Origin of the sequence: Pedobacter gandavensis (assembly GCF_032677645.1) — a bacterium.
In the GTDB taxonomy this organism is placed as follows: Bacteria; Bacteroidota; Bacteroidia; order Sphingobacteriales; family Sphingobacteriaceae; genus Pedobacter; species Pedobacter gandavensis_A.
In genome coordinates, this window is record NZ_JAVTSB010000016.1 from 121,715 (window position 1) to 137,033 (window position 15,319).

A 15,319-nucleotide genomic window follows, 5' to 3' on the forward strand; every position below is an offset into this window, starting at 1 on the left:
GTCTTTTTAAACGGTTTTTAAATTTTTTGATTATTATTTTTTATAAATTGTATCGGCATAAAATACAGGCTGATCATCATCCTGATTTCCGGACGCAGAATACATAGTGACCGCGAACGCCTGATAGCCGTTACAATAACCTTTGAAAATATCATCAACGACCGATAAAGTTAATCCTGAATCGCACTCGATCTGCTTAACAGGGATCAATGGCAATGTTTTATGCGCGTTATCTTTTCCGAAATCAGGATCTGTTCGGACCAGGTATTTCGCATGGGATTTGAAGGGAACCGCCGGGATGTTCTTAAAAACCATATCAGCGAAATTTCCTGCCAGCTTTATAGGCGAAAAGTACTTAATGTGCGGGGTTGCTGCGTCAGTCGGCTGGACGGTCTCGGTTTCGTAGATGAAACTGTCGTTAACATTATCAAAAAAATTCCTGTAAACTTTTACTGAAGGCATGACAGATATTTCCCGGTCTTTGGGCTTGAATACATCAAACGGCCCGCAAATTACATGGGGCGTATCGGACGATGCCTGGTTGCCCGGGAACTGCACAAAAGAAGGATTGCTTTTTAATGTCCATTTGGATGCATTTTTTATAAGTTTAAATGAATAAATGGTTTGATCCTGAGCAAAACTTTTTTGTAGGAGGCTCGTTTTTTTCAACTGAGCATTGATATCAGAAATGAAGTCTTTCCATATCATAATGCCATTTGTGACAGCGCCTGCTGCATTGATCTTCGAGGACCAGTAAGCAAACATGCCATTAAGTACTTCTATATCGTCAAGCGCAGCGAGCTTTGCCAAATTAGACGTAATTAGAAGTTCCACATAGATCATGTCGTCTTCACCATAATTATCAGCGATTTCCAGCTCGTAGTTCCATAGACCCATGTTGGCCATGACCCAGTTCCGGACTTCAGGAGCATTGTCAGCGTATTTTTGCTGCGCCCGGTGCATTTTAATGACGGGTTTTGCTGGAAATTCCCTTGTAATTTTGTGCCAGTTTTGCACTTGGTATTTTTCTGCAAGAGGTACTGGTTCGACAAGCTCGATCCAGTTCGATTGTTCGACGTCTGAATTGATCCCTGGCTTCACATTGAATTCAATATGTGTTACATGGGGTTTAACATCAAAATTTATCGCTTTGGAGGTTTTGTCAATTTGATCAAATAGAATATACCATTGATTGTCTTTGTTGATCTTAGAAGAAAATAACTTGTAAGCTGTGTTTTGTACAACCGCTGGATCGTTTTCTCCGAAGCTGATCAGCAAGCGGTGGTCAGCCGGCAGGAACTCCGCGCCAGTGAGTGAGGTCCATATAATGCCGTCATAATTGTAGAAATTACTTAAATTATTGAGTACAAGGTCACGCAGTTCATTCTTCATTTCTTCTGACGGGGCACGGCTGGAGAGTACCCAGTCAACGTAATTCATCAGTAGCTTGCGAACCACAAGATTTTTCGAAGTCGCCAAACTATTAAAGACACTTTTAAAGTCGGTTCCTCCGGTACCGCTTAAATCTTTTGGGAAATTGTTAGGCTGCAATAATGTCTCCATTTGCGTAAGGACCCGGGACAAGGACTTATCAAGGTCAACGTTAGAAAATATTTCTTCCGGGGCCGGAATAGACGGGCTATAGCTCCCAGACCAAAGATTCTTACTAAATGGTTTTAAACCAAAGTAGGTTTTATCAATAAAGGCCTTATCTGGCGAGGAGCTGACGTCCACCGCTTTTATATTGCTGAGCTTTTCACTATTAACAATATAAATAACCTTAGCGCCGGAAGCTATTCCTTTCGAAGTTTCGGAAGAAATACCTAAACAATATTTATTTGTAGCAGTTTTTATTGCTTTATTTAGGTCATTCGGACCTGATTCGTTAGGTCTCGACAGATCTGAATTTACCATCTGCACCGCCGTGGACACGGCTAACACACTTTCATATTCCCATATGTTGGCTACCTGCAATTTTGAAACTAATACATCGCCCGGTAATGTTTCAAAAAGATCGTCGGGAGCGTTGTGAATCGCATTTACCGCCTGCCTTTTTAATACAATATTAATTTCCAATCTGTTTTTAAGGGAGTCCTTAAGATCGATGCCGGTTGAAATGGGTGGCAGATCAGTTATGGCCGCAGGCATTATCAATTTATCATTGACCTTCACACTCAACAAATGTAACTTGTCGGATATTTCCTTGATTTTTGCTGCCCACAGGCCCTTCTGTAAGGTGGCATCTCTTTCGTTGATGGTGACAAAAAGTTTCGGATCATTCAGCTGGGCGTTTATTGTATAAAGCTGGTTTAAAACGCCCGGAATGACGTTTATCAGCAATTCAATGTCACCTGCATCGGCGATAGGGTCGCCAGGCTGATATTTATATTTCTTCGCTTGGACGCCACCTGGTAACGTAGTGTCGAGCTTAGCAATTCCAGCAAGGTCCAATATGCTTAATATGTCGCATTTTGCTGCAATGTTAAAGAATATCCGGGTCAAATTGAAGCTGTCGTACCAATAGGAAAATTTGATGATCGGCCAGGAATCTACAGGAATTATCTTGTCGAAATAATAATGAGTATAAGCCCGGTTAGCGACCGACTGCCCGGCGAATGTTGTCCGGTAGCCAAATACGTCCCGTAAACTTACTGTCAGGTCGAATGTATTTCCAACACATGAATACCTTTTCAAATTCTGATCGCCGGAAATATTTGTCTTATCGGCGATTTTTAATGGTGAAATGTGGGCATACTGAATTTTTCCGCTTGCACTCACCGGAGAGGTTGGCATGATCGGTAAAACTTTGTCGGTTGTTAAAACATCAGTACCAGTTGTTGAGTTTTTCAGTCCGAATTCAAGCGGTAAATAATTTTCATAATAATTTACCGGCGTGTTCCGGGATATTCCAAATCCAAATGTATGAGCAGGCATCATTGAATGGTACTCTGAAACCGGGATGTTGTTCATGGCCAAACTATCAAGGTACAGGTAATGGTCCTTGTTCATCAGGCCGTTACAGATAGTTTCGTAGTAGCTTTTGTTATCATCATTCTTAATGAATTTGATCCCGTTAAAATAATAAGGGAAACTATCCGGGTTTTGTAGTTCAAACGTCAGGATTACCGTTTGTGGCGTAGTAGCTTTTCCTAAAACCGAATTTGCGTCAACCGGCTGGTCTAAAAATAAATAATAGCCCCCATTGTTCGTGCTCGCTGATTCCCACAATAATCTGATAAAATTACTCTTGTCCGGATCATCAGAATCTGCCCAGTACGGAAGGTCATTTAAATCGCGTTTGAATAGCGCGGTAGTATTAATTATCGGTGGCGAAGTTCTGGGGGAAAGATTTGCTTTCAGCAAAGTAGACCTGTTTAAAGCCAGTTTAATGAGTTCGGAGATTTGATTTGGGTCGTCTTTTCTTGGATCAGTTTTATGGAAGACATCTATATTGTTGAATTTGTCAGATCCGTTTTCGGAATATAAAACAGTCAGCAGGTTCAGGTCCTCTGCCGTTACATTAACAATTTCCACAACTTGTGTCGGTAGTCCGCTGCCATCTTTGATCAAATTAATTTTTAATTCAATATTTAAACATATGGTCATACCTTTTAAAACAGGTATATCAGTTTGACCAGTATTTGTCGTAAAGTCAATGGTGTCGATCCTGCGTCCATCAGCCGCGATTGTCTGGTCTTTGGCACTGGTGTAATTAAGGTTGAACTTATAGGTGTCACCTTTAGTTCCGTGACTGGCGAGTTTGGCTGGTAACGCGAAATATTTTAGTACCGGGGCGGAGGCATCTTTTAGAACAACCTTACTGTCCTGGACACCTAAGGTAACCGGCAGCGTGCTGAAAGGCCGTTTAAAATTCAAAGGATCGAAGCTGTTTTTCAAGGTGTCTAAAGAAAAGCTTGAATCAAAGCCGCTGACAAAATCCACCATTGCTTTTTTCGCGGCGTCATTGATGAACACGTCTTTTGTGATATCAATGCCTTTGAGGGATATTTTCACTTTGCTTAAGTCCGGAGGTGGTGCTTGTTTGGACTTGATGACATCCTGCTGTTCAAGGATGCTAAATATTGAACTTGTAGCAGGCCTTGTCGTTTCAGGCAGGCGGAGACCTGAATTATAGAAATAATTCAATTGACCGGCGATGTCTGCTAAACGATCATTCGGGTTCCAGGGCCCGAATTCGCCTGTGGACAGTCGCCCGTTCCCATCGAGAGCGATGGATGGATTAAAGTGGCCAGCATATTTTGATTTAGGATTGGCCTCATTGTAGAAGGTTTCCAGCGTGAGTAAACAAATCAATTTAAAAAATTCGGGAACAATGATTGCTGTCCTCAGGTCCCTGTTCGCTTCCTTGAAATTTTTATCTTCACTGTCCCTGTTGACAAATTGTGTTTTATAGTCGTCATAAAACCCTTCGATAATGCTCAGCATCGGATCATCAAATTTCGGCAAAGGTTTTATTTCTTTTTCTTTTAAAGGATTTCCGGAGCTATCTGTAATGAGTTCTTCAATTTTTATTTTAAAGCTGGCCGCATCGCCGTCCAGCCTCTTTCCATCCGCGTCAACAACTTTTATCTTTCCGGTTATAGGCGCCGGAATTACCATTAATGAATCATTGTACGCGGCATTTATAGAAAAGTCAGGTACCCCATTTTTTATCTCTCCGTCTGCAAAGTAGAAATAGGACTTGAGGATTTTTTTAACTACGGTTTCGTCTGGTGAATTGATCCCGCAAATAAAGGTGGGCTGATAGTTCGGAATGTTGATATTGATTTTTGTGTCCACATTATTTCCAGCTGAGAGTTGTGTACAGTAACCATTCAAGAGGACGCCCCTGATCGTGTCATATTTATCGTAATCAACAATATTGCTGGTTTTAAGGAAGGCTAAAAGCTCACTAAAAAATGGAAGAATGATTTTATCCTTCAACAAGTTCATATCGCTGAATTTTACCGTTTTATCGGTAACCGATCCTGTTTTTCCGAAAAAAGGTATTACAAAAGAGTGTATCAACAATAACTGTTCACTGTTGCTTTCGCGGACTTTTGAAAATCCGGGTATATATATCATCGGAATATCCTGTATCCCTTTGATGTCGAGGGAAAGTACATTTTCAGCATCAGTTAAGCCCGGTTGTAAAGCTTTTGGATTGGATTTCAATAAAGATAGTTTAGAGTTACCGCCATTTCCGCCGATAGCATATTGGAACCTAACATAGGCGCCAAAGTGCAAGTGAATTTCTATACAACCGATCTTGATCGATATTTCTACCACCACTTCTCCCTCGATATAAACAATTACCGGTTGAAGCCCTTTGGACCGGCCCGGAAAACCAACGGAAGTATCGGGGGCCATGTCCCTGCTTAGGTAAACTAACAATAACCCGAACTCTGCACGTAAAGAAATATAGACAGAAGCTTTAATTATACCGAAGTCAACATAGCCGACTAGTTCTGCTATCGCGCCAACCCGTCCGAGGACTGCAAAATGGTCCGGCATCATTTGGCTCAGGCCACTTTTTTTCTCGAAAGCGAATGCTCCTTCCATTACGCTGTAGACAGAAATAGAAGCACCGACATAAAAAGGGCCTTCACTGTAATAAACGCCAATGCCGACACGAAACGCGAAGCCGGCCTGTATGATATTGAGCCGGTCAAGGGAGTACTTGTCGGTGATATAACCCTTGAATAAGGTAAGCGAGGCTATGCGTGACCTCATCATATAGAATCCGAACCATCCCACAAATGGAGGTGCCGTTCTAAGTTGAATAAAACCGGACCGGGACCAGTCATTTCCGTTTTTTGGAAACCCGATATCCACTTTCCAGTCTCCGTTGGTATATATTTCCAGCCCGATATTCGGCAGCTTGATAAAGGCTCCGCCTAGTTCATGATTCCTGAGTTCATCAGGAAGCTGGATATCTACGGCATACACGCCGATGCTGTCGGACACTTTTTTATAAAGTATATCGATGCTGAAGCCGGTCAAAAATGTGCCTTTAAATCCGATATACAGGCCATAAAGAGATGGGTCGTTGAAAATGAATTTCAGGTCGACAGGCCATTCGTCCGGAAGTACCGACTCAGAGGCAATAAGCCAGTTTCGCTGCGGCTGGTAAGGAAGGGGAATGGTGCCCGAACACAGATCTGCGTCTTTAAGATTGCTTTTGAACACGTCCTTGATACCCTTTATAGAATCTACTGTGTTTTTAACACTTTCCAGCGCTACAGGTCCAACGCGTTGACCAAGGCCAAGCACGAGTTTACCTGCGGCGTCATTATTGTCGTAATTGATCAGCCACGCTAGCTTTGAGCCGGGTTGAGCGAAAAGAATCCCGTTGAAGACTGAGTCGTCAGATGGTAGTTGCATCCCGAGAATGGTGATACGGGCATTAACCAACCGTAAAAAATAAGCGTTGCAGGCAGTTGACCCAGTTGGTTTAAATTTGCCGTAATTAAGCTCATGAATATCAAGCTTCAATGCTCCGAACAAATCGATATGCACGCCGTTCATGCTTGGTCCGTTAAGCTTAAAACCAAGGCTGAAACCACCTTTTGGCGACCATCCGACCAAAAACTGACCTTTAAGTGAACTCAATCCTGCAAGACTGCCTAGAGTACCAAGGTCAAAGTCAAAAATAAAAGAAAACAGGCTAATGGAAATTCCAACCTTAATGTCGGGCATTTTAAATCCGGGAAGCTGAAAATAGTCGAAATTTATATCGGCATCGGCGCTGCCTGTTCCGGCTCCTTTTCTTTTTAATTTAAAGACTTCAAAATGACTAAATTTAATCGGGAAGCTGCTCAAAAATCCGCCTCCGTCAAAATCGATAGAAGGAAATACCAGTAACTTGGACAGGTCAAACTTTGGTATTGGTAAGGTAAGATCGAGGCCAAATTTGAACCCTATATTTTGAAAGGAAAGCTCTTTTATCGATATTAACTCATTGTTTGCCCAAGATCCCAGATCTGCCTTCGCGTCGATATCAAATCTGAATTCGTTTTCATCTTTGGCGTACCCGAAAGCAATTTTCGAAACAGCGATATCCTTTAAAATATTACCGTCATCGAAAGTGATCTTTGATTTGGTTTCTGCTTCAAAATTAAATTCATCATCTCCCGCGCTGTTTTTTTGGTAGTTCCCTTTCAACCGGATTAGATTTGGTTTGGAATCATATCCTGTTGCGGTCGTGTGAGAAAGAGGAAAATCGTCGAATGTGATGTTGTTTTCAAATATTTGCGGTACCTGTAAAAAGGCATAGGATACAAAGTTTTTGATCTGGGAACTTTCGAACCTTACCAAAAGCTTGGATAGTATAAATGGGGGGCTCTGGATATCTATTTTTTTATCTATTTCATCTGCAAAGTGCTTAGAGACAACATGGTAGTCGTCAGATCTTCCTCCGGGTTTATCTATAACATCAAAGTCGATGAGGGCGTAATAGGAAGAGTTACTGATATCGATCGCACCATTCTGAACAGCTGTTCTGTTTACCGAGAACGCGACATATTGGAATTTAAGTTTAGTTTTAAGAATTAGTTTTGGCGGATCTGAGGGATGCGGCGGTTTATATGACGGATCACTTGTTTGAGAAGCTTTAAGTCCATTAAAAACCGCTGGTACACCATCTGCTATCGCGACATTTAACAAGATCACACCATTCCAATTCGGATCATTTTTAATCGTGTTGTTAAAATAATTATAGTCCAAGGTATTTGGAAAATCTGTTCTTGCTTTTATAGCTGCCTGAAGCTTTTGCGCGTCTTTAGGCTTGTATGTACCATAATTACTCCATTTTCCGGCATCATCCAGCAGTTCAGCGAAACTATGACGGCTATATTTAAATATTAAATACTGACAGTTTTCGTAATCAACACTGGCTTCTATAAAACTTTTAATATCTACATTGAATCCCCTTATGTTAAAAAAAATGCTTATCGATTCCGATTGTTTGATCAACATATCCGGTGTCAGTACGAAAAATACATCATCCTTGGTAATAGATACGTTGAAATCAGATCTTAAAGTAACTCCGCTTACACGAAACTGAAATGTATTGTCCTTGTTCGTGGGCTTTTTGATAAAGTCCAGGTCTTTGTCCGCCCTTAAAAAGCCCTGAGGGGTTACAAAAAGCCCTTTATCATTCAATAACGACACAGGCGGCGGCCCGGCAGCCAGGTTCGCGTCCAGCCTGAGTTTGCTGAACACTTTTTCAAATTCAATCAGCGATTTGTCGCCATTAAAGCCTAAGGTAGGAATGGTAGGAAGTGCAATGTCTGAAGAACGCGTTGAGACAGAAATGGGTTGATATAGTGTTTCAACTCTGGATGGGCCAGTCAGTAGAACTTCCGCAACGCCCTGCGGTTTATTGTTAAAAAGCGGAGATTTTTCAGCATCAAGATTATAGATGCAGTGTTCGGAAATCTTCACCAAAGAAGCCTGCCCACCTTCCGTATGATTCTGCATTTTTAAATTGGCTTCGTCAACGACAACTTGAAGTGAATCGACAAATTCGATCCCGATTTTCGGGCTTTCATGTTTAAGCGACTCAGTTCCAGAGTTACCCAGAAGTAAGTGTCTTGCATGTGTCTGGTTATTCAATATAATACTGCCAATGGGACGGAGCAGCATTTTATCCAGGCCTGGTTGACCCGCCTCCATTCCAACCCTGCTAAAAAACAAATCGATCGTGGGTGTATCAGGGTGGAGTGAGTAGTTGTTGCCAGTGTAGTCTATGAAATTACTGAAAGCCCCAGGTTTTGTTATTTCAAACTTGCTGTGATAGGTGCCGTCATTTTTAAGGATATTTTCAAAGGGAAAATAAGTCGCGTTTAGGGCTGCTTTGTCCAGATTATCCCGGGTAAAAAGGTCATAAGTTACAAAAGGTTCGTTGTCATCATTATCGATCTTTGCCTGCGACAGGTACCCCATTTTTACCGGGAATGATGATTTTTTAGAATTGTCGAACGTAGCTTGAATCTGGAGAGCGCCCTTGGTAGGAGAGCCCGCGACTAGGTCTATCGTTACATTACTGAGGCTGACGGCCCCCTTGTTGATTTTTAAAGTAAGGGCATTTTGCGAATCAAAAATTAATTTGTCGGCGGCAATACTGATTGATTTTCCTTTGAACCCATCGAGCCGGAAAATATATTCAGTGATATTGCCTGCAGTCAATGCCGGATCGAGGCGGGGCGAACTGGAAACCCGCTGGTTGGTGATACCTATGAAACGCTTTCTGATAAAATAGTTATCGTCATTTATTGATTGACAGCTGTCGAGCCAAAGAAAGTATCCGGTAAAGGCAGAACCACTGAACATTTTGTCAAGCTTTTTAGTATCAATTACCGATATATTGGTATCTTCCTTTATAAGGCAAAGAATGAATTTCTTATTTTTATTAAGAAATTCATCATTGAAAGTAATCGTATCCAGTGGTTGGCCAACCTGGTACAAATATAATTTTACAAAATCAAAGTTGCCTGTTGTCGGCTCAAAAAAGTTTGTGTTTGCTACCCGGTTAAATATCATAGCTTTAAAATTATTTGTTAATTAAGTTATCGCCTGAAAGTAGAACAATGTCGCCGTTTTTTGAATTGACGTTTGTTAAACGGCCATTATACAGGCGGCTGAGTTTAAAATTCCGGGAAATGTAATGCTTGCTGATCAGTTCATCAATTGTAGAACCTATTGGAAAATATTGTGTGCCCGTCCCTATAGAAACAGGGATCACAGGCACAATAGGGCTTCGCTCGCCGTAGACAGCGTAATTAGTAAGCGAGTTGCAATCCTGAAAATTTTCGGTAAGTAAGTTCAGATCGTCTCTGAAAAAGATCAGGGAATTACATCTGACCCGGTCAGGCCGGCAACAATCTTCCATATCTGTCCCGAAAAACGAATTGGAATTATTTTCCCTTAGGAATTTCTGGAACAGGAACAGGTAATGGCTATTTGAGATCTCGCTAGTGAATTCGGGGTCAATACTGGAGGATAATAAGCGCCTGTGGGCATCCGGATAACTATTAGTTGGAAGTCTGGTGCCGTCCCGAGGGGTTAAAGGGCTTATAAAAGAGTCAAACTTAAAAAAGACTTCTTTATCACCAAATCTTATTTTTGAAAAAGAAACAATACTTTGCCCGCTCCATTCATAGCGGTATTGGTTCTTTTGCATCACCTGATCCAAAAATGACCTGGATAAAGTGATATTGACAGTCTTCAGCGCTTTTGTAGAATCAACATTATTAATTAAATTTTTAAGACTGTCGAGGTAATATTGAACGTAAGTAACGTCAGGATTTTTCCGGGAATCGACAATTACAGAGTGATCGACCCGCAAGTGAATTGCCGGATTCAGCGGCAGAAGCGAATAATTCGCCGTCTGTATGTATCCGTATCTGGCATTAACAGCTATCTGAGGAGATGGGATCATCTCAAAGGCTTTTTCAACTATGTTTTGAGCAATGCTGGGGTTCCAATTCTTGTCTTCAATAGATTGGATGGCCAGCAACATATTTATCGCAATTGCAGTAAATTTTAACGAAAGCGAATCGTCATTTTCATTCTTTATATTCGAAAATATTTGTTTGAAATTCAAATAGATCCAAATATTCGTCGTATTGTAATAAAGCTCTCCGTAATCATTATTTAATTGTAATTTAGACCCCAACGCAGACGGAGGTGGAGGGTCATTTTTTATTGCCTTTAGGTGGCGGTATGTCGCCGCATTAATATTTGAAATCGATTTTTTATAATTTGTCGATAGTCCTGCTATCTTTATTTCCTGTATACTAAACCTATTTGGTAACACAAAATTTTTCCGTATCCTAAAGCTTTTTCCAGGCGGCACGAGATAGGCGACCGAATTGAATTCCTTTATTCGGTAGTTACATTGCGCTTTGGTTTTTAACAGGTTTGTTAAGTTTAACAATACCAGAATAAGTAAAATTTTTCTTAGCATAAAATCAAGCTTAGGTAAACTGGATATTTAGTGTAATGGCAAGTCGGCCATTGTTAGTTTCGTTACATTTGATAATTGTTGTTCAACTTTTTTTTAGATAAAACTGGACTAATTTTTCTTGGCGAGAATAACCGCAAAAACTCCGACAATAACACCGAGAAATGTTTTGGTGAGCTCGGGTATGGTCGAAACCACTTCCGTCGGATTAGTGGTGAATTTTTTGAAGGCCCAAACTACCGATGTACCTGCTAAAGTCAGAATATAGATGTAGCACGCCGTTATCTGTACTGTCGTAATACTTGGATCTGAAAAAATAGCGAAGGGGCGAAGAAGAGCTGCTTCGGTGAATTCTGATGTCAGGTTGGTAATTGCTATACCGAGTACGGCCCCAAGATTAGTAGCTAATACAGCACCAATGCTGGTAATAATGCTAGATAGAAATATTGGCATGTCAGCAACATTTGGTGTTTTTTGCAAAGAAATCCAGCAAGCTTTAAATATACCATAGAGATAAGCCAGGCAGCCGAAAGAAAAAAGAAACACGATGAGGATTTGGACTGCATTGTTCATAGTGAAAGATCTAGTGAATATAAATATGTTAATAGTTTTTTATGCTAATTAATGTTGAAATGAATCATTTCGGTGCCGGTTTTTTACAGTATTAAGAAAGGTGTTAATAAGATCCCTGATTTCCAGTGGAAAATTATTATAACTACCAGTTATTTTTAGCTCGTTGAAAAAAATCGCATTGGTGTCATATAAAATTAAATAGTAATATTTTGATTGTCAATAGTATAGTGTAAGTGATTAACAAAAATGATGTTTTTAAATTATTCCTTCATTAAGGCTTGAGCTGCACTTGTCAAAAGTTCTACTCCATAGTCAATGCATTTTTCATCAAAGACTACTTTTGGATGATGCAGAAAAAATTTATTATTGCCGTCGTTTGCACCTAAAAAGTAGAACATAGACTTTGTTTTTTGAGAATAGAAAGCAAAATCTTCACCGCCCATAATCGGTTGTTCCTCTATAATTCTTTCTTCAGAAAATATCTGTTTGAGTACTGGCATTAGTTTTTCATGCACCTTTTTGTCATTTTTTAGACTTGGGTAGTTCAAAGTATAGTTAATAGAAATTTCAGCACTATCAGAAAGTTCAATGCCTTTTATCAATAGTTTAAGTTTTTCTTGAATCAGTTTTAATATATCCCCATTAAGGGCGCGTATGGTTCCGCTGATTTTTGCGAAGCCAGAAATTACATTTTCAGGGTTTTGAAGAATATGATCTTTATTGCCTATACTTACATCAGTAAAGGTCAGTACCTTACGCTCGCTTGGATCCACATATCTTGATATTAATGAGTAGGAATCTAAAATAATTTTACTTGCTATGTAAACGGGATCTATCGTCAAATGTGGGAATGCAGCATGACCAGCCTTCCCAATAATATCAATTGTAAAAAAACAGGTTGCTGCCAAGGCTTCATCTAAGCAAAAAGCCACACTACCCGTTTTTAGTAACGGGTGTACATGCAGTCCTAAGGCCGTTTTAACATTACTCAATATCCCACTTTCTGCTATTCTCTGACCTCCTGATTTTTTCTCTTTATTATCGGTTGTGAATGGATCGTTTGAATTACCTTCTTCTGAGGGCTGAAAAACAAAGATAACTGTTCCTTCGTAATCTCTTTCTTTGAGTAGTTGTGCTGTACCTAGTAGTATTGTTACATGTAGATCATGACCGCATGCATGCATGACCCCATTGGTCTTTGAAGAGAAGCTTAATTGGGTATCCTCAGTGATTGGAAGGGCGTCCATATCTGCTCTCAAAAGTATCCTCGGCCCGCTACCTTTGCTTAAAGTTGCTATAATTCCGGTTCCTATAGAAGATTCGAAGGGGATTCCAAGTCTTTCTAGTTCTTTTTTAACTAACGTCGAAGTTTCATTTTCCAGATAGCCAAGTTCTGGGTTCTGATGTAAAGTTCTTCTGATTTTGATCAATTTTTCTAGTTGATATGGTTCCATTCTAGCCGTTGTTTGGTGTAGGGAATATTTCTCATTTGAAAGAGTATCTGGAGAAAACTATAACCAGAATTAGCAATACTCTTTTACTCTTATAAATTATCTGGAAAAGCCTTGTTTGCATTAGTAAACCGGTTAAAGTTTTAAAAAAATGGGACTGTTGTAGTCGTATTGCTATAAGTTTCCCAAAATTAAATTTCTTTTAACGACCAAGCTCAGCAGCACTGCCGCGCCTGGTTCGGCGTTAGTCGGCCGGTTAGAGAGCCTCGGCGGTTACGCGGATGATCGGCCCGGCCAAGTTCGTGACTTCGGCCGTGAACCGGACATTCCCCGATTGCTCCACACCCGTGGCTCCTTGTCCCACGAGCGTGACACGGCTGAGACATGTTGCTTGTCCCAGTCGAATACGACCTGCCCGGGAAGCGGGAACCAGTCGGGGTTCCAGCCGACCTGATCGTTCCAGAACGTCGTCCACACGTGGTTTTCAAAGCCGATGACGAACAGATCGAGGTTGCCTGGCGCGCGTGACACGGCCGAGACATGTTGTTTGTCCCGGTCGAACACCGCCTCTCCGGGAAGGGGAAACCAATTATTCTGCCAACGGTTACTCATTTCTATGTTGTTTATTAATTGTTAGCTTATTCAAGAGGTATTAATATTAAATATGACTTGAATAAGCTAACAATTAATAGTAGGTTATGTTTTATTCGTAAGCATTATTTTATAAAATTGCTGGAGATGGTACAATATCTGTCTTTAATTTTGTTTCGATACATTATGTTCACTAAACTTTATTGTTCACGTTAAGTGAACATCGGATTATGGTGAACGAAACAGAAATTGTAGAGCGAGCATTAGTGCAATTGGTAAATCATACCGGTTTGACAGGTAATGGAATTTAATAAGTGATCAGTTGGATAGCGGCATTGATGGATCTATTGATTTGGATTTGGGAAGTACTCAAGCTCATTTTTATGTGGAAGTAAAAACGGAGCTTAGAGAGTATTATTTGCCGAGATTAATTGAACAGGCATCTACATATCAACCATTAATGGTAGTTGCTGAACGAATTTCCCCAAAACTAAAGGAGAAACTTAGGGAGCATAAAATAGGATATTTAGACGGTGCAGGAAATATTTATATCCATACTGCAGGTAATTACATTTGGTTAGATGGGAGAAAACATATCGAACAGGAAACACCTGTGACTAATAGAGCGTTTACAAAGACAGGATTAAGGACTGTTTTTTACTTGCTATGGCAATGAAGCAATCAATATGCCATATCGCGCACTTGCCAAGGCTACAGGGGTTGCACTTGGGAATATTAAGAATATCATTTTAGGATTGGAACAGGCTGGTTTTATATTGCAGATCAATAAGAAGGAAATGGTATTGCAAAACAAAAGAGCTTTATTGGAACGATGGATAGCGGGTTATAAGGAGACATTGAAACCGATACTATTGATTGGGAAATATAGATTGAATAAACCTGAAGACTTAATGAACCTAGATACTCTTCCTGTAAGAGCTGGCGAAACGGTCTGGGGTGGTGAACCAGGTGCAGAGCTAATTACAAATTATTTAAATGCGAAAGAATTTACTGTATATACAACAGAGGCTAAGCCTGTGTTGATGCAAAAGTGGAGGTTATTACCTGATGCTAAAGGTAATATTCAATTTTATGAAAAGTTCTGGCAGGATGATGCAGACCTAATTCTGCCTATTGCACCGACTTTGCTTATTTATGCAGATTTAATGATTACTGATGATCCCAGAAATATAGAAACAGCTGAAATAATTTACAATCAACATTTAAAACAAGAATATGAACAATATTAGGCTTGGTGAGTTAAAGGTGGTATTTGATGATTTGGAGGTAATCTTTAATCAGATGCTGATCGATTTTTACTTGATCGGAGCTTTAGCTAAAGAGGTTTGGTATACAGGTTCCGGGCAATTGCAGACCGTTTAAAGAATATTTTGCAGCTGCAAATAGAGCAAAAGAAAAAAGTGGCCTCATCAGAAATATGGTTAACGAATCGGAAAAGAACGTAGACTATATCTTACAACTGCTAGTATATTTATTGGAAGGGGTAACCGAATAATAGGTTTGCTAAAATATATTGAAGTAAAATATGATGAATTTGTATTTTTTAAGGCGAGTAACTGGCTTATTGTCAGTGTTATAAATCAATTATGGAAAGTAAGTGAATAATATTGCAAAATATTGACAATCAGTCTGTTATGTGTTTCTGTTTTTCGTATTTTTTGAGCGTTTATTTCCGTCTAAATGATTGATAATCAGCAATAAAGCTACTCTGTATCGG

The 15,319-nt window shown here is 40.1% G+C and carries 8 protein-coding genes; 3 read left to right on the top strand and 5 right to left on the bottom strand.

Features of this window, described 5'->3' with window-relative positions; all coding sequences use genetic code 11:
- Positions 1–33: 33 nt before the first annotated feature.
- From R2Q66_RS23200 to R2Q66_RS23220, 5 genes are all read right to left on the bottom strand, one after another.
- On the bottom strand, positions 34–9,543 hold the full coding sequence (locus R2Q66_RS23200) for a hypothetical protein (protein ID WP_316753715.1): 9,510 nt from the start codon (positions 9,541–9,543) through the stop codon (positions 34–36).
- Between the two features lie 10 nt (positions 9,544–9,553).
- The gene (locus R2Q66_RS23205; protein ID WP_316753717.1) at positions 9,554–10,969 is read right to left on the bottom strand and encodes a hypothetical protein; all 1,416 of its coding nucleotides are present in this window, start codon (positions 10,967–10,969) and stop codon (positions 9,554–9,556) included.
- A 108-nt stretch (positions 10,970–11,077) separates the two neighbouring features.
- Positions 11,078–11,539, bottom strand: a complete 462-nt coding sequence (locus R2Q66_RS23210; protein ID WP_316753720.1) for a hypothetical protein — start codon at positions 11,537–11,539, stop codon at positions 11,078–11,080.
- Positions 11,540–11,799: 260 nt separating this feature from the next.
- The gene (locus tag R2Q66_RS23215; protein WP_316753721.1) at positions 11,800–12,993 is read right to left on the bottom strand and encodes a M20 family metallopeptidase; all 1,194 of its coding nucleotides are present in this window, start codon (positions 12,991–12,993) and stop codon (positions 11,800–11,802) included.
- Between the two features lie 270 nt (positions 12,994–13,263).
- Positions 13,264–13,602: a hypothetical protein gene (locus tag R2Q66_RS23220; protein WP_316753724.1), complete on the bottom strand. Its 339-nt coding sequence runs from the start codon at positions 13,600–13,602 to the stop codon at positions 13,264–13,266.
- Between the two features lie 301 nt (positions 13,603–13,903).
- Here R2Q66_RS23220 and R2Q66_RS23225 point away from each other — a divergent pair, with 301 nt between their 5' ends.
- The 3 genes from R2Q66_RS23225 to R2Q66_RS23235 are packed head-to-tail and all read left to right on the top strand — an operon-like array spanning position 13,904 to position 14,964.
- Positions 13,904–14,257 carry a hypothetical protein gene (locus R2Q66_RS23225; protein ID WP_316753725.1) on the top strand — a complete coding sequence of 118 codons (354 nt, stop codon included), beginning with the start codon at positions 13,904–13,906 and terminating at the stop codon, positions 14,255–14,257.
- Positions 14,258–14,267: 10 nt separating this feature from the next.
- The gene (locus R2Q66_RS23230) at positions 14,268–14,831 is read left to right on the top strand and encodes a type IV toxin-antitoxin system AbiEi family antitoxin (RefSeq protein ID WP_316753727.1); all 564 of its coding nucleotides are present in this window, start codon (positions 14,268–14,270) and stop codon (positions 14,829–14,831) included.
- Complete coding sequence (locus tag R2Q66_RS23235) at positions 14,818–14,964, top strand: hypothetical protein (protein WP_316753729.1); 147 nt, start codon at positions 14,818–14,820, stop codon at positions 14,962–14,964. Before R2Q66_RS23230 ends, R2Q66_RS23235 begins: the two co-directional genes overlap by 14 nt.
- Positions 14,965–15,319: the final 355 nt, after the last annotated feature.

Coding starts and splice junctions, on each gene's coding strand:
- R2Q66_RS23200 (WP_316753715.1), bottom strand. CDS start 9,543: ATGATATTTAACCGGGTAGCAAACACAAACTTTTTTGAGCCGACAACA.
- R2Q66_RS23205 (WP_316753717.1), bottom strand. CDS start 10,969: ATGCTAAGAAAAATTTTACTTATTCTGGTATTGTTAAACTTAACAAAC.
- R2Q66_RS23210 (WP_316753720.1), bottom strand. CDS start 11,539: ATGAACAATGCAGTCCAAATCCTCATCGTGTTTCTTTTTTCTTTCGGC.
- R2Q66_RS23215 (WP_316753721.1), bottom strand. CDS start 12,993: ATGGAACCATATCAACTAGAAAAATTGATCAAAATCAGAAGAACTTTA.
- R2Q66_RS23220 (WP_316753724.1), bottom strand. CDS start 13,602: ATGAGTAACCGTTGGCAGAATAATTGGTTTCCCCTTCCCGGAGAGGCG.
- R2Q66_RS23230 (WP_316753727.1), top strand. CDS start 14,268: ATGCCATATCGCGCACTTGCCAAGGCTACAGGGGTTGCACTTGGGAAT.
- R2Q66_RS23235 (WP_316753729.1), top strand. CDS start 14,818: ATGAACAATATTAGGCTTGGTGAGTTAAAGGTGGTATTTGATGATTTG.